Raw genomic sequence first — 24,944 nt, 5'->3', positions numbered from 1 at the left:
TTTGATGAATCGCGCCCAATCCGCTCTTGTCCTGCATGCCATCGTCCTAATCGGGGCGATGGTCGTGCTCGTGCCTGTGCTGACCGAAAGTCTGGGGCCGCAGGCCGGTTTTCTCTCTGTCCTCGTGCTCTATTGGCTCGGCTTTTGTGTGCCGGCAATCGCACTGCATGTCTGGCGCCTTCGCGGTCCACTGTTGTTTTCCGAGCGTTTGGCCTGGCGCAATTGGTGGGTGCCCGCCATTCTTCTGCTGCAGGTCTGCGCTGTGGTTGTGGTGGCTTTCGTGCCCAATACGGCGCTGTTGACGACGCATGGCGCCATGCTGGCGGCGCTGGTTTCCGTGATCAATGCCCCGCTTGAGGAAACTGCCTGGCGTGGCGGGTTCATGGCGCGATTTGCTGATCGGCCGAGGCTAGGGTTCTGGCTCGGGTGGGTGCTGTTTACCGCCTGGCACGCGCCCTTGTTGCTCGCGGATGGCGTGGTGTTTGATGGCGGTGGGTTGGCGCTTGTCGGTGGTGCGGCGGCGTTGGGGTTGTTGTGGAGTGCCATTGCCTGGCGCACGGGCTCGGTGTTCTGGGTGAGCCTTGCCCATGTGCTGACCAATATTCTGACGTTCTGGGTGCTGTTCGAGCAGAACGGCTGGGCCTGACTACCAGCCGTAATCCAGCACGGTCAGTGTGCGGAGACGGCCGCCATCGAGCCACTCAATGCTGGAATTACGATGCATGCCAATCAGTGCGGCACCGACGGGCCCCAGGATTGGCACGCTGCCTTTTTCACCAAAGGCGCGATTGGGATAGATCAGCCGGCCAAGGCGCTGCATCGGCTCATCATCGAGTCTGAACATGACGCGCTGGCCCATCGACACGCCGGCCGGTTGCCACGGATCGCAGACTTCGGCCCGGTTGAGCTCGCGCTCCAGATAGGCCGACACATAGGGCATTTGGCCGCTGGCGCGCTCGGCCAGCAGCGACACGCGATTATAGTCGTCTGAATTGATCAGAATATCGGGGAGTGTGGCGGAAGGGAGCACGTTGATCTCGAGGCTAGGCGGGGCCGCCGCTATTTGCTCGCCTCATGCCCAGAGCGTCAAGCGGCATGTTTGACCGTTTGGGGGCATCATGTGTCAGCCTTATTGACCTATCAGAAACAGCGTGGCAGATATACGCCATAATCTTGTGCACTGCGCATAAATCTTGCGCAAAAAGGATCCCGCTATGACCGACGACAACCTGCTAGACCGGGCGCTCATTCGTCTTGAAGAGGCCGCCAGCCACCTCCAGATCGACCAGGATGTCATCGAAAAGCTCAAATACCCGCGAGAGACAACCAAGACGAGCCTGCTGATCCGTATGGATGATGGCTCGCGCAAGTCGTTCCTGGCCTGGCGCTGCCGCTATGACGATACCCGTGGCCCAACCAAGGGCGGCATCCGTTTCCACCCCGACAGCACCATCGAGGAAGTTGAAACGCTCGCGTTCTGGATGACCTTCAAGTGCGCGGTGATGAACCTGCCTTATGGTGGCGGCAAGGGCGCGGTGCGCGTCGATCCCCGCACGCTCTCCAAGAGCGAGCTTGAGCGCCTGTCGCGCGCCTATATGCAGGCTTTTGCCCGCACTGTTGGCCCCGATCGCGATATTCCCGCCCCAGACGTTTACACCAATGCCATGATCATGGGCTGGATGGCCGATGAGTACAACCAGATCACCGGCTCGGTGACCCCGGCTGTCATCACCGGCAAGCCAATTGCTCTGGGCGGTTCGCTCGGCCGCAATGACGCAACTGCGCGCGGTGGTTTCTACCTCGTGCAGCATCTGGCGGCCGAGCTGGGCCTGTCGGGTTCGCGCACTGTTGCGATCCAGGGCTTTGGCAATGCCGGTCAGTATTTCGCTGAGCTGGCCGCTGCAGACGGCAACACCGTTGTCGCGGTGTCGGATTCGGCTGGCGCGATCTACAAGGCTGATGGCCTCGACGTCACAAAGCTGATCGCTGGCAAGAACTCTGGCAAGCGCGTGGCTGATCTCGCTGCAGAACTCGGCGCCACCGTGATCTCGGCAGACGATCTGATCGCTGTCGAAGCCGACGTACTGGTCCCAGCTGCCCTCGAGGAAATGATCACCGTCAAGAACGCGGCGTCGATCAAGGCCAAGGTTGTGGTTGAGCTGGCCAATGGCCCGGTCACCGCAGAAGCCGACAAGATCCTCACCGAAAAGGGCGTTGTCGTGCTGCCCGATATTCTGGCGAACGCTGGCGGCGTGACCGTCTCCTACTTCGAGTGGGTGCAGAACCGTCAGGGTTTCTATTGGGACCTCGAAGAGATCCATGCCCGCCTCAAGAAGATGATGGAACGCGAAGGCCGCGCCGTCTGGGACATCGCCCAGGAGCGCAAGGTTTCGGTCCGTTCGGCGGCCTATATCCACGCGCTTGGTCGCCTGTCGACCGCCATTGAAGCGCACGGCACGCAGCCATACTTCGTCGGCTAATCCTTAGCCGAACACCTTGAAAAGGCCGGGCAATGCCCGGCCTTTTTGTTTGGGCGGACGGCGGGAGCCGCGATGGACTTGCGCGGAGGCGCAAAATACCTCTATGTGCGCATCAGGCGTAACCACCAGTACGGCAAGGACCAATCATGGCCACCAATTCCCTTTTCCTTCTTCCCGGCGACGGGATTGGCACCGAGATCATGGCCGAAGTGGTCAAGATCATCGACTGGTCCAATGCTGAAGGCCTCACCGATTTCTCGACCGATAGCGGTCTTGCCGGCGGCTGCGCCTATGACGCGCATGGCGAAGCCATCTCCGAAGACGATATGGCAAAGGCTCTCAAGGCCGATGCCGTGATCTTTGGTGCTGTTGGCGGCCCCAAGTGGGACAATGTTCCCTATGACAAGCGCCCAGAAGCGGCGCTCTTGCGTCTGCGCAAGGATCTGGGCCTGTTTGCGAACCTGCGCCCCGCCATCTGCTACCCAGCCCTGGCCGATGCCTCCGCGCTCAAGCGTGAGCTGGTCGAAGGCCTCGATATCCTGATCGTGCGCGAGCTGACTGGCGGCGTCTATTTCGGCGAGCCCAAGGAAATCATCGACCTTGGCGATGGCCAGAAGCGTGGCATCGATACGCAGCTTTACGACACCTATGAAATCGACCGCATCGCCCGCGTCGCCTTTGACCTCGCGCTGACGCGCGGCAAGAAGCTGCATTCGGCCGACAAGAAAAACGTCATGAAGTCGGGCGTGTTGTGGGACGAAGTGGTCCGTGGCGTTGCCAAAGACTATGCTGACGTGAGCTTCAATCACATCCTCGCCGACAACTGCGCCATGCAGCTGGTGCGCAATCCAAAGCAGTTTGACGTCATCGTCACCGATAACCTGTTCGGCGACATCCTCTCGGACGTTGCGGCCATGCTGACCGGTTCGCTCGGCATGCTGCCATCGGCAGCGCTTGGTGCGCCCGATCCGGTCACCGGCAAGCGCAAGGCCATGTACGAGCCGGTACACGGCTCGGCCCCAGACATTGCCGGTCAGGGCATTGCCAACCCGATCGCCATGATCGCGTCCTACGCCATGGCGTTGCGCTACTCGTTCGGCATGACCGAGCTGGCCGACCGCGTCGAAGGCGCGATTGCCGGCGTGCTGGCCGATGGCCTGCGTTCCGCTGACATCGCCCAGGAAAACCGCAAGACTGTCGGCACCCAGGAAATGGGCGCGGCGATTTTGGCGAAGTTGAAGGCTTAATCGTCCCCAGCCTCAGAATCTCCATCGACGTCACCACCGGGCTTGTCCCGGTGGTCCATTGTCTACGGCGTTCCCCGGCACTGGATTGCCGGGACAAGCCCGGCAATGACGATAGGATCGGATCCCATACGCCTGGGGCCAGACCGCTCCTTGCCCAAACAAAAAGCCCCGGTGCTTGCGCACCGGGGCTTTTCTTATGAGCTTGCGCCCAGACCTTACTCGGCAGCAGCTTCTTCAGCGGCTGGAGCTGGGGCGTTCTTGGCTTCTTCAGCAGCGGCGACCTTGGCGGCCTTGTCTTCAGCGCGCTGGGTGGCCTTTTCGCCTGGCTTGCCCTTTTCTGGGTTGTTGCGGGCTTCGCGCTTGGTCAGGCCAGCGGTGTCCAGGAAACGCAGGACGCGGTCGGTTGGCTGGGCGCCGACCTCGAGCCAGTGCTTGGCGCGTTCGGTGTTCAGCACGACGCGGCCTTCATTGTCCTTGGCCAGCAGTGGGTTGAAGGTGCCGAGCTTTTCGATGAAGCGGCCATCGCGTGGCGAACGAGCGTCAGCAACGACGATGTGGTAGAATGGGCGCTTCTTGGTGCCACCACGGGCGAGACGGAGCTTGAGGGCCATATTGGTATCCTTGAGTTTAGGTTGAAACGACTATTTCTTCTTGCCCAGGCCGGGAAGGCCGGGGAAACGCGGAGCACCGCCCAGACCGGGCAGACCCGATCCAGCGGATTTGAACAAGGCGCCGACATCTGTCGGCAGCTTTTCGGCAAGCTGGGGCTGGGCAGCGGGCAGACCCTTGAGCGCGGCAGGATCAATGCCGGCCTGGCGGGCCATCTGTTCGAGCTGGGCCGGGTCCATCTTGGAGATGTCGGGCATGCCGCCCATCATCTGACCCATCTTGCCGCCGAACATGCCGCCAAGCGCGCCCATGCCACCCTTGCCGACCTTTTTCATCATGTCGGCCATCTGGCGGTGCTGCTTGGCCAGCTTGTTGATCTCGCTGACTTCCACGCCCGCACCGGCAGCAATACGCTTGCGGCGGCTGGCATTGAGCAGTTCGGGCTCGGCCCGTTCCTTCTTGGTCATCGAATTGATGATGGCGATCTGACGATCGAACATCTTCTCATCGATGTTGGAATTGGCCATGGCCTTCTTCATCTGGCCGACACCGGGCATCATGGACATCAGCCCGCCCATGCCACCCATCTTCTTCATCTGCAGCAGTTGATTGCGCAGATCGTCGAGGTCAAAGGAGCCCTTTTTGAGCTTCTTGGCCATCTTTTGAGCGTCTTCGGCAGAGACGTGCTCGGCGGCCTTTTCGACCAACGAAACAATGTCGCCCATGCCCAGAATACGGTCGGCGATGCGCGAAGGATGGAAATCCTCCAGTGCATCCATCTTTTCGCCGACACCAATCAGCTTGATCGGCTTGCCAGTTGCCGCGCGCATCGACAGCGCCGCGCCACCACGGCCGTCGCCGTCAACACGGGTCAGCACGATGCCGGTGATATCAAGGCGACCGTCGAACGAGCGGGCGACATTGATCGCGTCCTGACCCGTCAGTGCGTCGACGACGAGCAGGATTTCATGCGGATTGGCGATATCCTTGATGGCGACCGTTTCGGCCATCAATTCTTCGTCGATATGGGTGCGACCTGCCGTATCGAGGATCAGCACGTCATAGCCGCCGAGGCGGCCTTCGCGCTCGGCGCGGCGGGCGATCTCGACTGGCGTTTCCGTCGAAACGATCGGCAGCGTGTCAACGCCAACCTGCTCACCCAATACGCGCAGCTGCTCCATGGCAGCGGGGCGGCGGGTATCGAGCGAGGCGAGCAGAACCTTTTTCTTGTTCTTTTCGCTGAGGCGCTTGGCGATTTTGGCAGTGGTGGTGGTCTTGCCCGAGCCCTGCAGACCCACCATCAGGAGGGTAACGGGGGCCCTGGCATTAAGATCGATAGGCGAGGCCGTATCGCCGAGAACGGCAACCAGCTCGTCATGGACGATCTTGACGACCTGCTGCCCCGGCGTCACCGAACGGGTGACTTCGGCGCCAACAGCGCGCTCCTTGACCTGCTCGACAAAAGCCCGAACGACTTCGAGAGAAACGTCGGCCTCGATCAACGCGCGGCGGATTTCGCGCATGGCGTTGTCGACGTCCGTGGCGTTGAGGGCACCACGGCCACGCAGGCCTTCGAAGATTTTGCCAAGCCGGTCTGAAAGGCTCTCGAACATACTTTTTGGTCCTTCTCTGCGGATTGTACCGCGAGACATAGGATCCATCAGTCCAAACGCCAAGCACACCCGCGGGCGCAACGCGCTGGCGGATGGTGGCCTCCGGGATCGGTTTATACCACTAAGGGTCCCGGTCGGCTGGTCAGGAGCAAGGCCTGATGAATGGGGTTGCTGTAGGGGAAAGGGGCGTTGGAGTCAAGGAAAGGCCAGAGATCCTGTGTTTATCCCTTTCCAGTAACCATCCTTTCGCTCAACTGAGGCGGACAGGGCATTTGGACGGTACACTGCGCGCCAAGCATTCATCTGCCATGTGAAACCGACCTGACGATGACCGAGATCACCGCTCTACAGGCCGAACCTTTGCTCCCACGCGCGCGCAGCACGTGCGCCGAGCTGCGCCTCGACGTGCAGGTGCACTCGAGCATGGCGGATGCAGAATGCGTGTGGCGCGGCCTTGAGGCCCGTGCTGTTCTCACGCCCTACCAGCGTTTTGACTGGATCAGTGGCATGCTGGCCGCCAACGCCGAGCCCGAAGGGGAGCTGGTGATCGCGGTGATCCGCCGTGCCGGTGTGCCGGTCGGGCTCTTGCCGCTGATTATCCGGCGTAAGTTTGGCGCGGCCTTTGCCCGATTCATTGGGGCGCATCAGTCCAATAGCGATTGGCTCCTGGCGCTCCCCGATTTCATACCTTCGCCGAGCGAATTACAGATCATTTTCCGACAGATCGCCAGTGCGGTCGGCGGCATAGATCTTATGGTGTTGATGAATCAGCCAGAGAGCTGGCAGGGCCATAGCAATCCGGTTCTGGCGCTGCCGCACTCACCGGCTGCGTCCAATCTCTACACAACCAGCCTTGCTGCGACGCCTGCGCCTTATGTGGATTATCGTCTCAGTGCTAAGCGCCGGGCCAATATCAATCGCGGTCGGCGGCGGCTTGAAGAAATGCTGGGACCAGTGCGGCTGGCCAGGGTCACTGATCCGGCCATGCTGGAGCGCGTGCATGCCGAGTTTCTGGCGCAGCGCGGTGCGCGGTTTGACGCCATGGGTGTCGCCAACATTTTTGCCGAGCCGCCCTATATGCAGTTCTTCCGTGACGTGGCGGCAGACAATTTCGAGGTCGCGCGTCCAACGTTGACGGCCCATGCTTTGTTTGCGGGAGACGAAATTGTCGCCACCTGCTGGGGCACCATGGCGGGCGACCACTATTCGCAATACATCAACTCAACCAGTTCGGGACCCGCTGGGCGCTACAGTCTGATGGGCATTCTGGTTGCCGACCTGATGGATGAGTTGATCCATGTCGGCATTACAAGCTTCGACATGGGGCTGGGCGATTTTGAGTACAAGGTCGATTGGACCGAGCCTCAGCCCGTCTATCACAGTGTGATCGCGCTGACGGGCAGGGGGCGCTTTGCGTCAACGCTTTTGCGCCAGCGGGCAGCGGTGAAACGGTTGATCAAGCAGACGCCATCCCTCTGGAATGCAGCCAAGTGGCTGCGCCGCAGCGTGTTCAAGCTGCGCAAGCGCTGATCGATCTTCTCAAAATGAAAAGGCGGCCCGGTTTCCCGAGCCGCCCTTTTATGTCCGCCGCAAGACAGCCTACATGCCGACCTGTTTTGGCTTGGCCTTGTCGCGATAATAGTAGTTCGCATTCTTGCCGAGCACGATGGAGCGGATGACCTTGCGCAGGCCTTCGCTCTTGCGCAGCGGTGCTGCCAGTAGGGTCAGGGTCTGCACGGCTGCAATCTTGACCTTGTCGAAGCCGGGGCTGACGCCGGGTGCCTTTTGCGGGAAACCACGGTCGCGCAGCATGGAATTGGCAACGTAGAGATCGTTACGGCGCTTCACTTCCGGCGTTTTCCAGGTGATGGCCAGCGAGATGGAATAGGCATCCTTGGTCTTGACCCAGTGCGGCCAGATATAAGGCACAAACACACCTTCACCGGGGCGCAGCTCGTTGACCGTGCCGCGCGGTGCAAAGGCATCGTCGAACTTGAGGTTGCGATGCTTGGTGATCGCATGCTCGATCTGGTCTTCGCTGGCGATCGAGCGGTCGGTGTTGTCGTAGATGGCGAATTGCTTGTCGCCATGGATCTGCACGAAGAAGTTGTCTTCGCTGTCGAGATGGAAGGGCGTGGTCGAGTTCGGCGATGAGACGAACATGAAGCCCTGAATGTCGGTGAACTTGGCGGCTTTGACGCTTTCAAAACCCTGCGCGGCCGCGACCGAGAGCAAGGCCTCTTCGAGCAGTGCCTTGTAGGTCGGGTGATGCTCGACCTTTTTCAGCACCATCCAGGCGCCTGCGGTTTCGATCTGGGTGATCACGTCTTCCGGATCGAGGTCGACCAGAGGCGTGCTGTCCGGGTCTTGGCTGACGGCCGCCTTGCCCGAGTTGTATTCGATGCGGTCACGCGGCAGCGCTTTGACCAGCTCGAGAATGGCGGGCAGCGTCAGGCGCGGATCACCGGCCAGATTGTGCCGAATGCGGAAGGGCTTGAGCGGGAACAGGGCCTTGAAGGCAGCATCGTCGGCGGTCAACATATGGGTCGTCATGTCCGGTTCTCCTTGGCTGTCTTGACGCGGTGCACCAGTGCCTTGAGGCGGCTGCGCAGGGCGCGTCGTGCTGCCATCACGGCGATGATGGCTGTGGCGATGGGATCATTGGGTTTGGTGGGGATCAGCAGATCCCCGACGGCCAGACGCTCGCGCCACACGTGGTCGATCATCGGGTGGCCGGCATCGGCGGTAGAATCGACCAGCGCAAGTGTCGGGTCGGCGGCAAACAGGCGCGTCAGTTCCACCGTGAGTTGTACACCCGGCGAAAAGCGCGACATGGTCTCGTCATAGGCAATTTTGAAAAAGAACGCGCGGTCACCCTGGCGCATGACAATGCCCGAGGCCAGCAAACGATCATCGAGCGTCAACTCTGCGATTTCAAAGCAGTTCTGGGCTGCGGCCTCGCGCACAAAAGCCGTGTCGCCCTCGCTTTGACCCAGCCCGGTGCCGCCAGCGCCCTTCCAGCCCTTGGCTTCAAGAACAAGGAAGCGTTCGAGCGCAGCCGCGACCGCTGCCTGATCCTTGGCAAAGGTGAAGCCGACCTGGCCCTCTTCATCGAGGCGGTGGCGCAGGCGGCGCAAATCCTTGAGGCGCTTGGCTCCAAAGCCAGCACGCAGATAGGTCTCGGCATCCTGCGTTGCGTCGAGTGCGGCGCGCAGATGACGATTGTGGATGGTGGGCGCAATACCGCGCCTGGTCATGGCGGCGCTGATGGCGGCAAAAGCGGGGCCGTCGAGCACCATGGCGGGCAGGGACAGCACGCGCATGCCGCCCGCAGCGGCAGCATCGATCAAGGCGCCTGCGGCGGTTTCGGCATGGTCGCGCGATAGCAGTGGCACGGTCAGCGGGCTATAGGGCTGGTGTGCCACCAGGGCTGGCAAGGGTAGGCGCAGCGCCTTCCAGGCGGAGACGACGGGCAACAGGCCCACCAGCTGGCGGGACGATCCGGCATGGGCCAACAGGGCCTTGGGTTGAGCCCCACGATCGCAACGCCCAAAGGCGGGCAGAGTGTAACTGGCGGCGAAAAACGCATTGGGTTCAAGGGTGCTGGCGGCCAGATCATCCCAGGCGGGGCGTGATACCTGTCGCAGCGGCACCATGGTCGGAACGCCGGGCGACGCCGGGGCCAGGGTCGGCAATTCGCCTACACTGTCCATCGCTGTCCCATTCATGCGCAATCCACCCTATCTTTGCGGCGAACCATAACGGGAATGATCGGCTAAGGGGTAAATGCCTGCCCTGCTGGTTAAAACGCCATAAAACCGTTGCAATCCAATTCGGCTGATCGGCGTGCGCCACTGGCAATTTTGCAATGCATCGGCCATATAGTGACCATTCCTTTCAACCTCAGATGAGGCACAGCGTGAGCGGCGTACCGTTTCTCAAGATGAACGGGCTGGGCAACCAGATCATCGTGGCCGACATGCGCGGCCGCGCCGATCGCGTCACGCCTGCCGCAGCCATTGCGATCAATGACACGCCGGGGACCAAATTCGACCAGATCATGGCCATCCATGATCCGCGCACGCCGGGCACGGCCAATTACATCGAGATCATCAATTCGGACGGCACGCGGGCGCAGGCCTGCGGCAATGGCATGCGCTGCGTGGTGCAGTTTCTGACAGCCGAGCAGGGGCGCCAGGCGTTCACCTTCGAGACCGTCGCCGGAATTCTGTTTGGCGAAGAGCTTGAAGACGGCATGGTCACCGTGGATATGGGCACGCCAAAGCTGGCCTGGTACGATATCCCGCTGGCCGAAGAGTTCATGGATACGCGCCAGATCGAGCTGCAGATCGGGCCGATTGACGCGCCAGTTCTGCATTCGCCATCCGTTGCCTCGATGGGCAATCCGCATGCCACATTCTGGGTCAATCAGGATGTGTGGAGCTATGCGCTCGACCGGTTCGGGCCCATGCTTGAGAACCATCCGATTTTCCCCGAGCGCGCCAATATCTCGATTGCCCAAGTGATCGGTCGCGACAAGATGATCCTGCGCACGTGGGAGCGCGGTGCGGGCCTGACGGAGGCCTGTGGCACAGCGGCCTGCGCTGCTGTGGTCAATGGCGCGCGCACGCGTCGCACCGATCGCAAGGTGACCGTGACCCTGCCCGGTGGCGACCTTTTAATCGAATGGCGCGAGGATGACCATGTCGTGCTGACGGGGCCTGCCGAGCTCGAATGGACAGGCACGCTTGATCCCGCCACGGGCGTATGGACGCGCGATGAGGTTGCGGCCTGATGGCGGTCGAAACGCTGACATTTGGTTGCCGCCTCAACGCCTATGAAGCCGAGGTGATGAAGTCCGAGGCCGAAAAGGCCGGGCTCGACAATGCCATCATCGTCAATACCTGCGCGGTAACGGCTGAGGCCGTCCGTCAGGCCAAGCAGGCCGTGCGCAAGGCGCGGCGTGACAATCCGGCGGCGCGGATCATCGTGACGGGTTGTGCGGCGCAGACCGAGGCGCGCAGTTTTGGTGATATGCCCGAAGTCGATCTGGTGATTGGCAACAACGACAAGATGAAGGCCGAGAGCTACACCCCGATGGTGTTCGGCTCCCCGCTTAACGACAAGGTACAGGTCAACGACATCATGAGCGTGCGGGAAACCGCCGGTCATCTGATCGAGGGCATGGATGGTCGGGCGCGGGCTTTCGTTCAGGTGCAGAATGGCTGCGATCATCGCTGCACCTTCTGCATCATCCCGTTTGGTCGTGGTCCCTCGCGCTCGGTGCCGATGGGGCTGGTGGTCGACCAAATCAAAAAGCTCGTGGCCAATGGCTATAGCGAAGTGGTGCTGACCGGGGTGGATATCACCTCCTACGGCCCCGATCTGCCGGGCACCCCGACCTTGGGCAAGCTGACGCAATCGATCCTGCGCCACGTGCCGGATCTACCGCGGCTGCGCATTTCATCGATCGATTCCATCGAGGCCGATGAGGCGCTCTATGACGCCATTGCCAGCGAGCGCCGCCTGATGCCGCACCTGCATCTGTCGCTCCAGTCGGGCGATGACATGATCCTTAAGCGCATGAAGCGGCGCCACAGCCGCGATGATGCGCTGGCGATTGTCGGAAAGCTGCGCAGCCTCCGCCCAGGAATGGTGTTTGGCGCCGATATCATTGCCGGTTTCCCCACTGAAGATGATGCGATGTTCGAGAATACCCGCGCCATCGTCGCGGAGGCCGATCTCACCTATCTGCACGTTTTTCCCTATTCGCCGCGTGAAGGCACACCGGCCGCGCGCATGCCGCAGGTCAACAAGCGCGTTGCACGCGATCGTGCTGCCATCCTCCGGGCCGAGGGCGACAAGCAATTTGCCAAGCTTTGCGCCACACGGCTGGGCCAGATCGAGAACGTGCTGATCGAGCGCGATGGTCTGGGCCGCACCGAGCAGTTCGTGCCGATTGCGGTGGCGGGCACGGAGCCCGGCGAATTGCTCAGCGTTAAGGTGACCAAGATATCTGCCGATGGGCTCGTTGGCGAACCGCTGCGCGCAGCGGCGTGATCTGGCGTTGGACCCCCACCGCGTCCTACAATAAGAGCGCGACAGCGCCGGAACGGAAAGACGATCTATGACCGACAAGAAGCCGGGATTTTTCAAGCGCCTGTTCGGTGGCGAGGCGCCAGTGCCGCCCCCTGCGCCCCCCGAGACGCTGCCGGTCGAGCCCGTTCCAGCGCCGCAGCCGGTCGAACCGACCCCGATTCCGCCGCCTGCGCCGGAGCCCGAAGAGGTGCCGCTGCCCGGCCCACCGGAAACCACGCCTGATTATGTCGAAGAGATTGAGGCCGCAGCCCATCGCGTTGCCGAGCCTGAACCAGAACCCGTTCTCCTGGTGCCCGTCGAGCCCGCTGCAGTTGTCGAGGTTGCCGTTGAGGCGCCCCGTCAGGGCTGGTTTGCGCGGCTGGCATCGGGCCTCAAGCGGTCGTCAGACCAGCTCAGCGGTTCGATCACCTCGGTCTTCACCAAGCGCAAGCTCGATGGGGCAACGCTCGATGAGCTGGAAGATGTGCTGATCCAGGCCGACCTCGGCATCGAGACGGCGACGGCCATCACCGAAACGCTACGCCGCGACCGCTTCGACAAGGATGTGTCGGGCGAAGACGTCCGCGCCGTTCTGGCCGCTGAAGTCGAAAAGGTGCTGGGTCCCGTGGCGCGGCCGCTGGTGATCGACCCGTCGCACAAGCCCTTCATCATCCTGATGATCGGCGTGAACGGCTCGGGCAAGACCACGACCATCGGCAAGCTGGCGCAGAAATTCGCCCAGGAGGGCAAGTCGGTGATGCTGGCAGCGGGCGATACGTTCCGCGCCGCCGCCATCGAGCAGCTGCAGGTCTGGGGCCAGCGCACCAATGCGCCCGTCGTTTCGCGGCCGGCAGGGGCTGATGCGTCCGGTCTGGCCTTCGATGCGGTGACGCAGGCGCGCGCCGAAGGGCGCGATGTGCTGATTATCGACACGGCAGGGCGCTTGCAGAACCGCGACGAGCTGATGAACGAGCTCGAAAAGATCATCCGCGTCATCAAGAAGGTCGATCCATCCGCGCCGCACGCCACGCTTTTGACGCTCGACGCCACGACAGGGCAAAATGCGCTCCGCCAGGTCGAGATTTTCGGCAAGCGGGCGGGCGTGACCGGTCTGGTCATGACCAAGCTCGATGGCACGGCGCGCGGCGGCATTCTTGTTGCAATCGCCCGGAAGTTTGGCCTGCCGGTGCACTTTATCGGCGTTGGTGAAAGCGTTGGCGATCTCGAAGCTTTTACCGCCTCGGACTTTGCCAAGGCCATTGCCGGGCGCGACTAGCCCAAATCTAACCATGCTTGGCGCGTAACGCTTGCCTTGCAAGTGGGGGCGTCTGCGCTCACATTGCACAATATGCCGAAGCGAGATATCCGCCCATGACCGAGAAAGCTGAACCCGAAGTCAACTGGGATGAGTTGCGTCCGCAACTGATCAAGATGGCACTCGAGTTGGGCCCGCTGGTGATTTTCTTTATCGCCAATGCCCGCGCCGATATTTTCACCGCCACCGCCTGGTTCATGGGCGCCATGGTCGTGTCGCTACTGCTAAGCTGGCTGCTCCTCAAAAAGATCGCCGTGATGCCGCTGGTGACGGGCGCGGTGGTGCTGGTGTTCGGCGGGCTGACGCTGTGGCTGCAGGATGACATGTTCATCAAAATCAAGCCGACCATCACCAATGGCCTGTTTGCCGCCGTGCTGCTGGGCGGGCTGCTATTTGGTCAGTCGCTGCTGAAATATGTCTTCGGCGATGTCTATAAGTTGCGGCCCGAGGGTTGGAGCAAGCTGACGCTGAACTGGGGCCTGTTCTTTGTGGTGCTCGCCATCATCAACGAAATCCTGTGGCGCAATTTTTCGACCGATATCTGGGTCGCCTTCAAGGTTTGGGGCGTGATGCCGCTGACCGTGCTGTTCTCGATCAGCCAGGTGAGCCTGCTCAACAAATACGCCCCCGCCGCTGAGCCCAAGCATGTGCCACCCATCGTGGTGGAGAGCTGATGACGTCGCTCTGATGTCTAACTTGAGCTGAGTTAATCCCCGCGAAAGCGGGGATTTTGTTTTGTGGGTCCGGCGAAGAGCTAGCCAAGCAGCCCGAGCACGATGCCTTGAATCAGCAATACCCCGAGCAGGTGCAGGCCGTCGATCAGGGTGAGGGACCATTTCAGGCCTTCATAGCGGTGGTTCATGATCAGCGATGTGAGCACGAAGCCGAACCACATATGGGCGGCCACGATAAGGCCGTTGATGACACTCATTTCCCCAAGCAGTGCGGGTGTCAGCAGGGCCAGGAAATAGGCCATGACCAGTTCAACAACGACAGACCAGATGAACGGCGTATAGCCGACATTGAGCTGCTCGCGCGTCTTGCCAAGGGCCGCGAGCCATTGCCGCGACAGGCTCATGTACCAGACAGCGCCAAAGGCGAAGCTGGCGACGGTGGCCAGCACGACGGCCAGCCAGTTGACGGCGAAATGCGAAATCATGATGGAGCCCCAAAAAGTGTACGCGGGGCGAGCTTAGCGACAGATGTTGGGGCTGAGAAGCGGTGGGCCGGCGAGCTCCACCGCATATCGTGCGACTGCAATATCATTGTCGCGACGGCAGGGACCGCCCGAGAGCGGTCCGGTGAACGGCAAACAGGCTTAGAAATCCACCAGCTTCTTTTCGGGATCGTAGGGTTGATCCTTGGCAATACGGGTGACGGCCTGGCCGCACTTCATTTTCTTGGTGAAACCATCATAGGCGTAGGTGGGCGTACCATGTAGGGCCCAGCCTTCGCTGAGCGCCTTGGTAACCTTATGGCAAAAAGCGGAATCGTCGTCGCCAGTCAGAAAGCGATAGATAAGCATAGAGAGCCTCAAAGCGGGGGCTGCAACGCAACCTCAGTTGATATTCTCGTTTCATAGCGCTAATCGAGATGCCATGCATGGATTTCCTGATCATCTGCTGAAGGGCCACGCCAACTTCATGGCGGGCCGATATATGAGGGAAAAGGATCGCATTCGCGATCTGGCTTCCGAGGGGCAAACCCCGTCCACCATGATTATTGCGTGTTGCGACAGTCGCGCCGCGCCTGAGATGATTTTCGACGCTGGGCCGGGCGAGTTGTTCGTGCTGCGCAACGTCGCCAATCTCGTCCCCACCTATCAGCCCGACGGCGGCCAGCACGGCACCTCGGCGGGCATCGAGTTTGCCGTCAAGGCGCTGGGCATTGCCAATATCGTGGTGATGGGTCATGGCCGCTGCGGTGGCATCAAGGCCGCCTTGGCCCCTGAATCCAACCCGCTCGACGCCGGCGATTTCATCGGCAAATGGATGAGCATGCTGGGTGACCTGCCCAACCAGCTTGGCCAGAACACGCTGATGACCGCTGCCGAACGCCAGACTGCGCTTGAACGCATCTCGATTCGCAACTCCATCCACAATCTGCGCACCTTCCCTTATGTCGCCGAGCTCGAAGCAGCAGGCAAATTGGCGGTACATGGCGCCTGGTTCGACATTTCGACCGGCGAATTGTGGGTTATGGACAATGCGAGCGGCGATTTCGTCCGCCCACTCATCTGACTTCACAAACCTTTGAACTTGGCACGGCGACCCTTTTGGGTCGCCGCATGCCCGTTCACGGTGCCGTGACTGAAAATCTTCGTTGCGGGCGCAAGCATAATGGCCAGTTCATCTTGATATTGATACGGCCTGGAATGAATTTCCAAATCAATACACGATAGCAGGTTCGTACTATATCGTTGCGGCGCGCCAATTTTTGTCGCCGGACCTGCGAGTTTTATTGCCCCGTTTTCGCCTGATAATGTCCCGCTACGAGCCAAATTTCGGGCCCCCGGGAGACACATTGCCCTTTCATTATCAAATCACGGACCGCAGGAGAGCGATCCGTCGGGGATCGGCTAACCGGTCGCCGCTTGTATCTCCCCAACATTGGAGCTCAACTCCCATGAAGAAGATCCTTTTGTCCTCCCTCGTCGTGCTTGGCCTGTCGTCGGCCGCTTTTGCACAGGCTGCCACCGATTTTGCAACGGTTGATGCCGATGCCAGCGGCGGCGTGTCCTTCTCCGAAGCCCAGGCTGCCTGGCCCGACCTGACCCAGGAGGCGTTTACCGCTGCCGACACTGACGGCAATGGTGAGCTGTCTGCCGAAGAGTACGCTGCCCTGACTGCGACGCCTGCCGGCTAAAGCCACACGCACCCATAGGGTGAACTTGAAGCCACCCCACGCCTCCTGGGGTGGCTTCCCTATTTTTCGGCCGCAAGATGCGGCCCCATATTGCGGAGTTTTTCATATGCGTAAGATTGCTCTAGGCCTTGCCGTCCTCGGCTTGTCTGCTGGCGTTGCCTTTGCCCAGACCCCAACCAATTTTGCTGATGTCGATACGGACGGGAATGGCGAGTTGAGCTTTGCCGAACTGCAGGCTGTGTGGCCGGACCTGACGCAAGACGAGTTTGATGCTGCCGACGTCGATGGCAGTGGCGGGCTGAGCGTGAAGGAGCTCAATACGCTGCAACCAGCGGCCCTGCGGGCAACGCCCTCGAGCGACGCGGGCGTTTCGGCCGAGACCATCTCGGATTGACCACCTTAAGGCCGCCTTCGGGCGGCCTTTCCTCAGGCCAGTTGGCGCCATCGCGCCAGCAGGCGCGGTCCGAAAACATTGAGCAGGAGCCCGACAAAAATCAGCCCACTGCCGACCACTTCCAGCACCGTCATCTGCTCGCCCAGCAGCACGAAGGCGGCGGCAAACCCAACTACGGGCACCAGGAGCGAAAATGGTGCGACAAGGCTTGCTGGGTATCGCCCCAGCAGCACGGCCCAGCCTGCATAGCCCAGTAGAGTCGAGCCATAAGCGATGAACAGCACCGATCCCAGTGCCTGAAGGCTGATAAAGGGCAGCGCGGCAATCGCCTGCGGGCCCTCAAAGATCAGGGACAGTGCAACCATCGGCAGCGGCGGGATCAGTGCGCCCCAGACCACAAAGCCCACCATGTCGACCTTGCCCGCACGCTTGGTGACGATATTGGAGGTGGCCCAGAAAAACGCTCCGGCCAGCGTCATCACCAGCGGCACCAAAACGGCACCGCCAAGATGCTCGGCCCCGATCGTGGTGAGGCCAATAAGAGCGATGAACGCGCCGCCTAGTTGCAACCGCGTCGGTCGCTCGCCCAGGAACAGCACCGCTAGCCCCATGGTGAAAAACACCTGCATCTGCATAATCAGGCTCGCCAGCCCCGCCGGCATGCCCATTCGGATCGCGGTGAAGAGGAAGCTGAACTGCAACACGCCCACGGTCATGCCATAGGCGATGAGCAGGCCCCAGCTGACCTTGGGGCGGCGGATGAAAAACACCGCGGGCAGGGCGCAGCCCAGATAGCGCAAAGCCGTCAGCATGAAGGGGGAGACTTCATCGACCCCCCATTTGATGGCAACGAAGTTGAGCCCCCAGATCACGACGACGCCAAGGGCCAGACCGATATCGCGCAAGGGCATTGAAAGCGTCCAAATGAAAAAGGCGGGCATTGCTGCCCGCCTCGTTTACGTGACCCTCTCCCCATTGCGAAGCGCTGTTCGCGCATGGCGGGGTGCCACAAAGTGCTAGGCCGCGTTGCGCGGGAGGAGGCCCTTGGCGATCAGCGTTTCGGCGATCTGGATGGTGTTGAGCGCTGCGCCCTTGCGCAGATTGTCCGAGACGACCCAGATATTGAGGCCGTTTTCGATCGTGCTGTCTTCGCGGATGCGCGAGACATAGGTGGCGTCGTCGCCAACGCTTTCGACCGGGGTTGCATAGCCGCCGGGCTCGCGCTTATCGATCACCGAGATGCCATCTGCCTCGCGCAGGATATCGCGGGCCTCATCAGCCGAAATCGGGTTTTCGAACTCGATATTGACCGCTTCGGAGTGACCAACAAACACCGGCACGCGCACGGCGGTGCAGGTCACCTTGATCTTGGGATCGAGGATCTTCTTGGTCTCCGCCATCACCTTCCACTCTTCCTTGGTCGAGCCGTCTTCCATGAAGACGTCGATATGGGGAATGACGTTAAAGGCGATTTGCTTGGGGAACTTGGTGCCATTGCCCGGGCTGTCATTGACGAAAATGCCCTTGGTCTGGTTCCACAGCTCGTCAATGCCTTCCTTGCCGGCGCCCGAAACGGACTGGTAGGTCGAGACGACAACGCGCTTGATCTTGGCAAAGTCATGGAGGGGCTTCAGAGCCACCACGAGCTGGGCGGTCGAGCAGTTTGGATTGGCAATGATATTGGTGCGGTGCGGATTGGCCAGCCAGCTGTCCAGAACATGCGCGTTCACTTCCGGCACGATCAGCGGTACGTTGGAATCATAGCGCCAGAAGCTGGAGTTATCGATGACGATGCAGCCCGAAGCGCCAATGCGCGGGGCCAGATCCTTGGACACCGACGAGCCCGCCGACATGATGGCGAAATCGACGCCCTTGAAGTCGAAATCGTCGAGGTTCTTCGCCTTGAGGATCTTGTCGCCATAGGAGATTTCACGTCCGGTCGACTTGGACGATGCGAGGGCGATGACCTCGTCAGCGGGAAACTTGCGTTCCGCCAGAATATTGAGAACTTCCCGGCCCACATTGCCCGTGGCTCCGATGACAGCGACGCGATAACCCATTTTTGGAACTCCAGTCCCTTACCAGTCCCGCCCCCGCGCAACGCTTCATGCGTTACGGCCGTCCGTTTCGGCCTCTCCCCGTCGGGGAGGTGACCCGGGGAAAAGCTTCAGGCGGTTTTGGTGGTTTTGGTCATGAAAGCAGCGACGCCACCGGCCGGGGCCAGAGTGGTTGAGAGGTCCGCAATGTCGAAAAAGCTGCGCATCAATTGACTGCTTTGGTTGAAAAGCAGGACTTGTCATACTCTCAAATAGGAAAGAGTCAATCCGTCGCTTTCTTGCGCCTCTAGAACTTCCAGCCTACACGTAGGCCAAAGTTAGAGAGCCCGTCATTGGCGTCGCAATATTCGTTGTTAGACGTGTGCTCGTAGGTCAGCGTTGCGGTGACGCTGTCGGTCACATGCATGCCAACGCCAAAGCGCTCGTAGAAGTTGACGCGACAGCCAAAGCCCTTGCGGCCCTCGGGCGCATTGGTCAGGTAGCCATTGTTGATGGCGGCACCAAACGAGCCTTCGAGGTAAACCGGCGTCTCGAAGATGGGCAGCTGCCAGGTCAACCCCAGATGGGCGAGGCTGTCGCGTCCGGCGAGATTGATGGTGGTGCCGAATTCGGGACGTGGCGAGCCGATCCAGCGGAAGGCCTCAAGATCTGGCGTGCGGAACAGCACGTCAAAGCTCACATCTTCGATCTTGTCGAGGCGCCACTCATTGACGAGAAAGGGCAGGGCCGCGTGGTGCACATCATGAGCATTGATGCCAAAGCGCAGTTCATCGACGATATCGGCCATTGGCGCAGGCGCATAAACGCTTTGAGCAACAGCCGGAAGGCTCATGCCAAGCAGAGCCAGCGCTGCCACGATAGATTTGCCAAGCTTGGCCATACCGATACCCACCCGAATAATCGCGTCATAAAGCCCGTTGCGAAGAGTAAAAGTCAATTCACAACGCCAATTGCCGCGGCCCAGAATACACGTCATCCATTGATAGGGCCTTTCCCCTCCGCTAGGGAGAGCGCTTTACGCACGCGGCTCAATCATCTCGGCTGAGCCCGTTCCCACGCTTTTCGCGGCATCAAGACCGCCAAGGATGCTGACCATGGCCCATTATGACGTGATCGTACTCGGTGCAGGTGCCGCTGGCATGATGGCCGCCATCGAGGCTGGCAAACGCGGTCGCACGGTGATGCTGGTCGATCATGCCACCCATGTCGGCGACAAGATCCGCATTTCGGGCGGTGGCCGCTGCAATTTCACCAATATCAATGCCACCACCGACAAGGGCCGCGATCGCTTCCTTAGCGAGAACCCGCGCTTTGCCCTCTCGGCGCTGAGCCGTTACACGCCCGAGAATTTTATCGCGCTGGTGCAGCGCTACGGCATTGCCTTCCACGAAAAGACCCTCGGCCAGTTGTTCTGCGATGGCCCGGCCACCCAGATCAATACCATGCTGCTGAGCGAGCTGCGCCAGGCCAATGTGGTGTTGTCGCTGGGCACAATCATCGAAAGCGTCAGCCGGGATGTCGAAGGCTTTGCCGTCGAACTGTCGAACGCGTCCATCACCAGCGACAGCCTGATCGTTGCCACGGGCGGCAAATCCATTCCCAAGATGGGCGCCACCGGCCTTGGGTATCAGTTGGCTACCCAGTTTGGCCTGCGCCTGACCGAGACCCGACCGGCGTTGGTGCCGTTGACCTTTGAAACCGGCGCGTTGGAAAAGCTCAAGAACCTCTCCGGCATCGCCGCTGATGCCATTGTCAGCCATGGCAAGACCTCGTTCGAAGAAGCGTTGTTGTTCACCCATCGCGGCCTGTCCGGTCCGGCAATTCTGCAGATCTCGTCCTATTGGCGCGAGGGGGACAGCATTTCGGTTGACCTGCTGCCGCACGAAGACGCTGGCGAAGCCATCCGCGCCTTGCGCAAGGCTACACCAAAGGTGCAGGTGCAAACCGTGCTCGGCGCCTTGCTGCCCAAAAAGCTGGCGCAGCTGCTGGGCGAAGAACTCGACCTGCCCGGCATGGTCGGCGACTTCTCCGACAAAAAACTGGCCGAGGTCGAGTCTATCCTCAAAAGCTGGACGCTCAAGCCCGTCGGCTCGGAAGGCTACCGCACCGCCGAAGTCACTCTTGGTGGTGTCGATACCCGCGATCTCGACGCTAAGACCCTGGGCGCCCGCAACGTGCCCGGCCTGTTCTTCGTCGGCGAAGTTGTCGACGTCACCGGTTGGCTCGGCGGGTATAATTTCCAATGGGCGTGGGCCTCGGGCTGGGCTGCTGGGCAAGCGGCCTGATCCTTCTTAACCGCCGGATCGTCACTCTCGGGCTCGACCCAAGAGCGTTTGCGATTGTGGAAGAGCCCTCGGGTCAAGCCCGAGGGTGACGCGTGGTGGGTGGGGAGCGATCTTTGGCGACAGGCACCCCCACATCAGACCTCATCCTGAGCTTGTCGAAGGACGAGGGCGTGGCAGCCTGGGGCCGACGTCCGACCTGGTGGTTCGCAAGCTCGCCATGAGATCTCTGGTCCGAACAATTCCCGCCTCGCCTTCATCGCATTTTACCGATAGAACGCGGCAAACGCCTCAACTCGGATATTTGCCATGAGCGCCCCTTTCGCCCTGTCCCTGCAAGACCTCGCCCCGATCGCTGAGGGTACGACCACGGCTGAGGCTATGGCCGAGACCATCAAGCTGGCGCAGGCGGCCGACGATCTGGGCTATACACGGCTCTGGTATGCCGAACACCACGGCATGCCGTCCATTGCCTCATCGGTTCCTGAAATCCTGATCGGTAGCGCGGCTGCGCATACCAAAAACATCCGTGTCGGCTCGGGCGGTGTCATGCTGCTCAACCACGCGCCGCTGCGCATTGCTGAGGCTTATCGAACGCTGGAGGGGCTGCATCCCGGCCGTATCGATCTCGGCCTTGGCCGCGCGCCCGGTGGCGATGGCTATGCCATGCGCGCGCTGCGCTCGGGTGGCGGCGAGGAATTTTCCGCCTATCTGGCCGAGCTGATGGCGTTTGATGAGGACAGCTTCCCGCCCGAGCATCCTTATTCGCGCGTGCCGGTGTCGCCTGGGGGCGTTCGCCTGCCGCCAATGTGGCTGCTTGGCTCGTCGGGGGCGAGCGCGCAGGCGGCGGGACAATTGGGCATTGGCTATGCCTTTGCCGCTCATTTCAGCCATACGCCGGCCGCGCCAGCATTCGAAGCCTATCGCTATGCCTTCAAGGGCACGGAAGCCTTCCCGCGCTCGCGGGCGATGATGTGCGTCTCGGTGATCTGCGCGCCGACCGATGAGGAAGCGCAATATCTGTCGCGCTCGCAGGCTGTGAGCTGGGCCCTGTTTACCACTGGCGAGCAGCGCAAGCTGATGAGCCCGGAGGAGGCCCACGCCCGCGTGCTGACGCCGCAGCAGCAGAGTGTCATCGACCATCAGTCGACGCTGTGGATCGTTGGCTCGCCCGAAACCGTGCGCGACACCATTGCGGAAAAGGCAGAGCTTGCCGGGGCCGACGAGGTGATGATCACCACCACCGTGCACAGCTATGAGTTGCGCCGCCGCTCCTACGCGCTGATCGCCAACGCCTTCGGTGTCACGCCGCGCGCATAGAAAAAATAAAGCGGCCTCCGGAACACTCCGAAGGCCGCCAAATTTACAGTGGTTTTAGGTGGCTAATTGGGTTGTCGCTGCACGAGCTCAAACGCATCCACATCTGGATCGATCTTGAGCGCAAGCTGCTGGCGATCCAGTTCGGCAAACCAGGCTGTCCAGGAACACGGGCTGATCCCGTCATCGGCGCGCGCCATATCGCCGGTGTTTCGTGCGTTGCGGTCGAAGCTGAGTTTGAGCTCGGCGCGCTCCTCGCCAAACCTGTCGCGAATTCGGGCAATTGCCGGTCCGCCACGGCGATTGGTCACCCATGCCTGGATGTCGCGGTGGCGCGTCAAAGTATGAACATTATTCATGCTGGCCTCCTCTGCCATAGGTTTTGTTAACCAACCAACGACGCCGGTCCTCCACCGGTTCCGCCCCTGGCTGTTCAATTGTCGACGAGTTCTGTCACAAGCTTGAGACGCAGCATCTCCTCTGGTTTGAAGTAATATAGCCGGTCGGGCGGGGTCTGCAGCGCATGGACCCACATGGCCGGATCAACGCCCGTTTCGGTGAGGTGCGCCAGAATATCGGCGGTGGCGGACTGAGCATCGCTCATTGCCGTGCTGGCAAGGCGCAGCGCATTTTGCGCATCCCCGGCAAGGGCCGAGGCGTAAATCTGGTGCACACCAATGGCCGATGCCGCGCTGGCTATGCGCGCCTTGCCCGAGGCGAAAATAAGGGGACAGGACGAGGCGCACAGAGACCCGGCCGCAACCTTGGTGGCAAGGCCGCTTTCATGGATCAGACTGCCTATAGCCAGTGCATCCACGACAGATCCTCCAGGCGAATCCAGAACCACAGTCTGGACGTACTCGCCGCGCGCGGCAATCTCGCTCGCGAATCTGTCAGCAGCTCCGGGATCGATGGTGCCGGTGAGATGGAGTTCACCGCCGGTGCCGAGCGCAATCTCGAGTGGTTTCTCAAGCGTTTCCGGGTTTGTGGTAATCCTGGGCATCGGCCCCTGGTCGGGACCGTCCACACTGGCCGGCGGCAGAATGGGCTGCAGCGGCACCGAGAGCGCCGATCCCTCATTTTCGGTCAGTTCGCGATAATCGACAAACAGCACCGAAGCCGTGCCCAGCAACAGGGCAAAGAACACCACGCGCACAATCGCGCCGTCATCGACCTCTGCCACCCAGCGGACAAAGCTGCGGTAGAGGGAGCTTTCATCGGTTTTGGCGCGGGCATTGGCCTCGCTTTTCATGCTGGTCGTGGCCCCTCGGTGCGCTTGCGGGAGGCGCTATCGATGGAGGTGACGGTCGCGTCGTCCGGTGTAACCACCGCCACCTCTTCGACGGTAACGGGATCGTCGACTTCGGGTTCGGCAGGAGTTGTTAGCGGCTGCGGCAGCACAACCCCCGCGGCCTCCATCTTGCGATAGAGCGCCAGCGCCCGCAGCATTTCGGCGGCGGTTATGTTCTCGGCTTCCTCGAGGGATTCTGAATCCTTGCGCATGGCGTCATGGACGATCATCAGCACCAGGACCAAAACGACGGGGAGCAGGTCGATGGAAATGGCACCCGCCCAGCTTGGGATGAAATCCTGCCAATAGCGGATCACTGCTTCCGCGCTCGATAGCGGCACATAGCGGCGCTGCTCGACGGCGGGTGTCGCTAGGATTTCGTCGGCTGCCGCACTCAGCGCTGCCGATTGGGCGGCCACTGAGGCACGGACGGTTTCCATCACCTGATCCTGTCTGTTGACCAGATCGGCGCTCTGCCCATTGGCGACTGGCGCGATGAAGCCGGCGGAGAGATCAGCTGCGGCGCGCTTCACCGAGGCAGCGACGTCGGTCTGCTGCAGTGCGGCAATGATGGCCGAGAGTTGTACCGCTTCAGTCTGGAAACTATCGGCGCGTGGCTCGATGGCGCCGGGCGTCGAGACCAGCTCGCGCATGCTGGCAAGGCGGGCCGAACCCTGTTCGAACAGGCTCGCCACTTCATCGCGACTGCCGGTGATGGTGGTGCCGAGTTGGGTCATCTGCGTGCCCATCTGCGTCAGCAACTGCACGACGCTGCCCGAGCCTGTGGTTCCCGTCAAAGCGCCGGATTCGCGCTCATCAGCGGCAAGGCCCGAAAAGCGCTCGGCTGCACGCTGCACGTCCGGCAGCAGGCTTTGTGCGGCCAGCGCATTGGAGTGGGCTTTGTCGAGATCTTCGGCATAACCCTGCAAGGTCACGGCCAGATGCTGTTCGGTGGCGGCAGATCCGGCCAGAGCGGCGGCATTGAGCCAGCTCGACATGGCAATGATCATGCAGCAGCCCACAGCCATGGTGAGAAACAGCCCGATACGCTGGGTGCCAGAGGTCACCAGCGGCACGAACCGCAGCATGAAGCTCCAGAATGCATAGATCGCCACTGAAACAGCGGCTGAATAGATGATGGCGGCAAAGAACACGAAGCTGGCCGAGCCATCGAGAATGCCGCGCACGCCGAGATAGGTGTAGACGCCGGAGGCCAGCGCCAGCACAGCCAGCGCAAAGCGGGTCATCGTCTCGACGCCCTTTACGGTCTCGTTGAGGCGATAGGCATTGGGTTTCAGCTGCATGTGCAAGGGGCCCCTCGGGCCCGATGGAGCCCATCAAGGCAACGTTAACACAGCGATATCGGCAGAACGGTGGCGCTATGCGGCCAGGGTTA

26 protein-coding genes are annotated in these 24,944 nt (G+C 61.1%); 13 read left to right on the top strand and 13 right to left on the bottom strand.

Going from position 1 to position 24,944, the window contains the following annotated elements; genetic code table 11:
- Positions 1-4: 4 nt before the first annotated feature.
- A complete protein-coding gene (locus tag WH87_RS18340) occupies positions 5-646 on the top strand; it encodes a CPBP family glutamic-type intramembrane protease (protein ID WP_046139594.1) in 642 nt (213 codons plus the stop codon).
- On the opposite strand, the gene WH87_RS18335 is transcribed toward WH87_RS18340, so the two are convergent.
- Complete coding sequence (locus tag WH87_RS18335) at positions 647-1,030, bottom strand: hypothetical protein (protein WP_052726499.1); 384 nt, start codon at positions 1,028-1,030, stop codon at positions 647-649.
- 184 nt (positions 1,031-1,214) lie between these two features.
- On the opposite strand from WH87_RS18335, the gene WH87_RS18330 reads away from it, so the two are divergent.
- On the top strand, positions 1,215-2,480 hold the full coding sequence (locus WH87_RS18330; RefSeq protein WP_046139596.1) for a Glu/Leu/Phe/Val family dehydrogenase: 1,266 nt from the start codon (positions 1,215-1,217) through the stop codon (positions 2,478-2,480).
- A gap of 146 nt (positions 2,481-2,626) precedes the next feature.
- Positions 2,627-3,727 carry a 3-isopropylmalate dehydrogenase gene (leuB, locus tag WH87_RS18325; protein ID WP_046139597.1) on the top strand — a complete coding sequence of 367 codons (1,101 nt, stop codon included), beginning with the start codon at positions 2,627-2,629 and terminating at the stop codon, positions 3,725-3,727.
- A gap of 215 nt (positions 3,728-3,942) precedes the next feature.
- On the opposite strand, the gene rpsP is transcribed toward leuB, so the two are convergent.
- Both rpsP and ffh read right to left on the bottom strand, forming a co-directional pair.
- Positions 3,943-4,338 (bottom strand): 30S ribosomal protein S16, encoded by a 396-nt coding sequence (rpsP, locus tag WH87_RS18320; protein WP_046139598.1) that lies wholly within the window; start codon positions 4,336-4,338, stop codon positions 3,943-3,945.
- A 30-nt stretch (positions 4,339-4,368) separates the two neighbouring features.
- Positions 4,369-5,949 (bottom strand): signal recognition particle protein, encoded by a 1,581-nt coding sequence (gene ffh, locus WH87_RS18315; protein WP_046139599.1) that lies wholly within the window; start codon positions 5,947-5,949, stop codon positions 4,369-4,371.
- 327 nt (positions 5,950-6,276) lie between these two features.
- Here ffh and WH87_RS18310 point away from each other — a divergent pair, with 327 nt between their 5' ends.
- Positions 6,277-7,479 (top strand): GNAT family N-acetyltransferase, encoded by a 1,203-nt coding sequence (locus tag WH87_RS18310; protein ID WP_046139600.1) that lies wholly within the window; start codon positions 6,277-6,279, stop codon positions 7,477-7,479.
- Between the two features lie 69 nt (positions 7,480-7,548).
- On the opposite strand, the gene WH87_RS18305 is transcribed toward WH87_RS18310, so the two are convergent.
- Both WH87_RS18305 and WH87_RS18300 read right to left on the bottom strand, forming a co-directional pair.
- Complete coding sequence (locus WH87_RS18305; protein ID WP_046139601.1) at positions 7,549-8,502, bottom strand: cupin-like domain-containing protein; 954 nt, start codon at positions 8,500-8,502, stop codon at positions 7,549-7,551.
- Entirely contained in the window at positions 8,499-9,677 is a 1,179-nt protein-coding gene (locus WH87_RS18300) for a GNAT family N-acetyltransferase (protein WP_082092794.1), read from the bottom strand. The genes WH87_RS18305 and WH87_RS18300 overlap by 4 nt, the downstream gene beginning before the upstream one ends.
- Positions 9,678-9,892: 215 nt before the next feature.
- On the opposite strand from WH87_RS18300, the gene dapF reads away from it, so the two are divergent.
- From dapF to WH87_RS18280, 4 genes are all read left to right on the top strand, one after another.
- Entirely contained in the window at positions 9,893-10,744 is an 852-nt protein-coding gene (dapF, locus tag WH87_RS18295) for a diaminopimelate epimerase (RefSeq protein ID WP_082092793.1), read from the top strand.
- The gene (gene mtaB / locus WH87_RS18290) at positions 10,744-12,009 is read left to right on the top strand and encodes a tRNA (N(6)-L-threonylcarbamoyladenosine(37)-C(2))-methylthiotransferase MtaB (protein ID WP_046139604.1); all 1,266 of its coding nucleotides are present in this window, start codon (positions 10,744-10,746) and stop codon (positions 12,007-12,009) included. Before dapF ends, mtaB begins: the two co-directional genes overlap by 1 nt.
- A gap of 67 nt (positions 12,010-12,076) precedes the next feature.
- Positions 12,077-13,303 (top strand): signal recognition particle-docking protein FtsY, encoded by a 1,227-nt coding sequence (ftsY, locus tag WH87_RS18285; RefSeq protein ID WP_046139605.1) that lies wholly within the window; start codon positions 12,077-12,079, stop codon positions 13,301-13,303.
- Positions 13,304-13,398: 95 nt separating this feature from the next.
- The gene (locus WH87_RS18280; protein WP_046139606.1) at positions 13,399-14,016 is read left to right on the top strand and encodes a septation protein A; all 618 of its coding nucleotides are present in this window, start codon (positions 13,399-13,401) and stop codon (positions 14,014-14,016) included.
- Between the two features lie 80 nt (positions 14,017-14,096).
- Here WH87_RS18280 and WH87_RS18275 read toward each other — a convergent pair whose 3' ends face one another.
- Together WH87_RS18275 and WH87_RS18270 are read right to left on the bottom strand one after the other, a co-directional pair.
- Positions 14,097-14,501 (bottom strand): DUF1761 domain-containing protein, encoded by a 405-nt coding sequence (locus WH87_RS18275; protein ID WP_046139607.1) that lies wholly within the window; start codon positions 14,499-14,501, stop codon positions 14,097-14,099.
- A gap of 159 nt (positions 14,502-14,660) precedes the next feature.
- Positions 14,661-14,867 (bottom strand): DUF1737 domain-containing protein, encoded by a 207-nt coding sequence (locus WH87_RS18270; protein WP_046139608.1) that lies wholly within the window; start codon positions 14,865-14,867, stop codon positions 14,661-14,663.
- A 73-nt stretch (positions 14,868-14,940) separates the two neighbouring features.
- Between WH87_RS18270 and WH87_RS18265 the strand changes: the two genes are divergently transcribed.
- From WH87_RS18265 to WH87_RS18255, 3 genes are all read left to right on the top strand, one after another.
- Complete coding sequence (locus WH87_RS18265) at positions 14,941-15,582, top strand: carbonic anhydrase (protein ID WP_046139609.1); 642 nt, start codon at positions 14,941-14,943, stop codon at positions 15,580-15,582.
- Between the two features lie 385 nt (positions 15,583-15,967).
- Complete coding sequence (locus WH87_RS18260) at positions 15,968-16,207, top strand: EF-hand domain-containing protein (protein ID WP_046139610.1); 240 nt, start codon at positions 15,968-15,970, stop codon at positions 16,205-16,207.
- Positions 16,208-16,313: 106 nt separating this feature from the next.
- Positions 16,314-16,601 carry an EF-hand domain-containing protein gene (locus WH87_RS18255; protein ID WP_052726500.1) on the top strand — a complete coding sequence of 96 codons (288 nt, stop codon included), beginning with the start codon at positions 16,314-16,316 and terminating at the stop codon, positions 16,599-16,601.
- Between the two features lie 32 nt (positions 16,602-16,633).
- On the opposite strand, the gene WH87_RS18250 is transcribed toward WH87_RS18255, so the two are convergent.
- The 3 genes from WH87_RS18250 to WH87_RS19215 all read right to left on the bottom strand — a co-directional run bounded on the left by WH87_RS18250 (position 16,634) and on the right by WH87_RS19215 (position 19,595).
- Positions 16,634-17,512, bottom strand: coding sequence for an EamA family transporter (locus WH87_RS18250; protein WP_046139869.1), 879 nt, complete (start codon positions 17,510-17,512; stop codon positions 16,634-16,636).
- Between the two features lie 105 nt (positions 17,513-17,617).
- Complete coding sequence (locus WH87_RS18245) at positions 17,618-18,661, bottom strand: aspartate-semialdehyde dehydrogenase (RefSeq protein WP_046139611.1); 1,044 nt, start codon at positions 18,659-18,661, stop codon at positions 17,618-17,620.
- A gap of 283 nt (positions 18,662-18,944) precedes the next feature.
- Positions 18,945-19,595, bottom strand: coding sequence for an acyloxyacyl hydrolase (locus WH87_RS19215; RefSeq protein WP_197410854.1), 651 nt, complete (start codon positions 19,593-19,595; stop codon positions 18,945-18,947).
- 157 nt (positions 19,596-19,752) lie between these two features.
- Between WH87_RS19215 and WH87_RS18235 the strand changes: the two genes are divergently transcribed.
- Positions 19,753-20,943, top strand: coding sequence for a BaiN/RdsA family NAD(P)/FAD-dependent oxidoreductase (locus WH87_RS18235; protein WP_046139871.1), 1,191 nt, complete (start codon positions 19,753-19,755; stop codon positions 20,941-20,943).
- Positions 20,944-21,249: 306 nt separating this feature from the next.
- Positions 21,250-22,260: an LLM class flavin-dependent oxidoreductase gene (locus tag WH87_RS18230; RefSeq protein WP_046139612.1), complete on the top strand. Its 1,011-nt coding sequence runs from the start codon at positions 21,250-21,252 to the stop codon at positions 22,258-22,260.
- Positions 22,261-22,322: 62 nt separating this feature from the next.
- On the opposite strand, the gene WH87_RS18225 is transcribed toward WH87_RS18230, so the two are convergent.
- The 3 genes from WH87_RS18225 to WH87_RS18215 form a co-directional block, all read right to left on the bottom strand.
- The gene (locus WH87_RS18225) at positions 22,323-22,616 is read right to left on the bottom strand and encodes a hypothetical protein (RefSeq protein WP_156458293.1); all 294 of its coding nucleotides are present in this window, start codon (positions 22,614-22,616) and stop codon (positions 22,323-22,325) included.
- A gap of 74 nt (positions 22,617-22,690) precedes the next feature.
- Positions 22,691-23,509 carry a COG3904 family protein gene (locus tag WH87_RS18220; protein WP_245622488.1) on the bottom strand — a complete coding sequence of 273 codons (819 nt, stop codon included), beginning with the start codon at positions 23,507-23,509 and terminating at the stop codon, positions 22,691-22,693.
- Complete coding sequence (locus WH87_RS18215) at positions 23,506-24,852, bottom strand: hypothetical protein (protein ID WP_046139614.1); 1,347 nt, start codon at positions 24,850-24,852, stop codon at positions 23,506-23,508. The genes WH87_RS18220 and WH87_RS18215 overlap by 4 nt, the downstream gene beginning before the upstream one ends.
- Between the last annotated feature and the right edge of the window lie 92 nt (positions 24,853-24,944).

The sequence above is a fragment of the Devosia epidermidihirudinis genome (assembly GCF_000971295.1).
Taxonomy (GTDB): domain Bacteria; phylum Pseudomonadota; class Alphaproteobacteria; order Rhizobiales; family Devosiaceae; genus Devosia; species Devosia epidermidihirudinis.
The sequence above is the reverse complement of the archived record's forward strand: the minus strand, read 5'-3'. Positions and strand labels throughout refer to the sequence as shown.

Coding starts and splice junctions, on each gene's coding strand:
- WH87_RS18340 (WP_046139594.1), top strand. CDS start 5: ATGAATCGCGCCCAATCCGCTCTTGTCCTGCATGCCATCGTCCTAATC.
- WH87_RS18330 (WP_046139596.1), top strand. CDS start 1,215: ATGACCGACGACAACCTGCTAGACCGGGCGCTCATTCGTCTTGAAGAG.
- leuB (WP_046139597.1), top strand. CDS start 2,627: ATGGCCACCAATTCCCTTTTCCTTCTTCCCGGCGACGGGATTGGCACC.
- rpsP (WP_046139598.1), bottom strand. CDS start 4,338: ATGGCCCTCAAGCTCCGTCTCGCCCGTGGTGGCACCAAGAAGCGCCCA.
- ffh (WP_046139599.1), bottom strand. CDS start 5,949: ATGTTCGAGAGCCTTTCAGACCGGCTTGGCAAAATCTTCGAAGGCCTG.
- WH87_RS18310 (WP_046139600.1), top strand. CDS start 6,277: ATGACCGAGATCACCGCTCTACAGGCCGAACCTTTGCTCCCACGCGCG.
- WH87_RS18305 (WP_046139601.1), bottom strand. CDS start 8,502: ATGACGACCCATATGTTGACCGCCGACGATGCTGCCTTCAAGGCCCTG.
- WH87_RS18300 (WP_082092794.1), bottom strand. CDS start 9,677: ATGAATGGGACAGCGATGGACAGTGTAGGCGAATTGCCGACCCTGGCC.
- dapF (WP_082092793.1), top strand. CDS start 9,893: ATGAACGGGCTGGGCAACCAGATCATCGTGGCCGACATGCGCGGCCGC.
- mtaB (WP_046139604.1), top strand. CDS start 10,744: ATGGCGGTCGAAACGCTGACATTTGGTTGCCGCCTCAACGCCTATGAA.
- ftsY (WP_046139605.1), top strand. CDS start 12,077: ATGACCGACAAGAAGCCGGGATTTTTCAAGCGCCTGTTCGGTGGCGAG.
- WH87_RS18280 (WP_046139606.1), top strand. CDS start 13,399: ATGACCGAGAAAGCTGAACCCGAAGTCAACTGGGATGAGTTGCGTCCG.
- WH87_RS18275 (WP_046139607.1), bottom strand. CDS start 14,501: ATGATTTCGCATTTCGCCGTCAACTGGCTGGCCGTCGTGCTGGCCACC.
- WH87_RS18270 (WP_046139608.1), bottom strand. CDS start 14,867: ATGCTTATCTATCGCTTTCTGACTGGCGACGACGATTCCGCTTTTTGC.
- WH87_RS18265 (WP_046139609.1), top strand. CDS start 14,941: ATGCATGGATTTCCTGATCATCTGCTGAAGGGCCACGCCAACTTCATG.
- WH87_RS18260 (WP_046139610.1), top strand. CDS start 15,968: ATGAAGAAGATCCTTTTGTCCTCCCTCGTCGTGCTTGGCCTGTCGTCG.
- WH87_RS18255 (WP_052726500.1), top strand. CDS start 16,314: ATGCGTAAGATTGCTCTAGGCCTTGCCGTCCTCGGCTTGTCTGCTGGC.
- WH87_RS18250 (WP_046139869.1), bottom strand. CDS start 17,512: ATGCCCTTGCGCGATATCGGTCTGGCCCTTGGCGTCGTCGTGATCTGG.
- WH87_RS18245 (WP_046139611.1), bottom strand. CDS start 18,661: ATGGGTTATCGCGTCGCTGTCATCGGAGCCACGGGCAATGTGGGCCGG.
- WH87_RS18235 (WP_046139871.1), top strand. CDS start 19,753: ATGGCCCATTATGACGTGATCGTACTCGGTGCAGGTGCCGCTGGCATG.
- WH87_RS18230 (WP_046139612.1), top strand. CDS start 21,250: ATGAGCGCCCCTTTCGCCCTGTCCCTGCAAGACCTCGCCCCGATCGCT.
- WH87_RS18225 (WP_156458293.1), bottom strand. CDS start 22,616: ATGAATAATGTTCATACTTTGACGCGCCACCGCGACATCCAGGCATGG.
- WH87_RS18220 (WP_245622488.1), bottom strand. CDS start 23,509: ATGAAAAGCGAGGCCAATGCCCGCGCCAAAACCGATGAAAGCTCCCTC.
- WH87_RS18215 (WP_046139614.1), bottom strand. CDS start 24,852: ATGCAGCTGAAACCCAATGCCTATCGCCTCAACGAGACCGTAAAGGGC.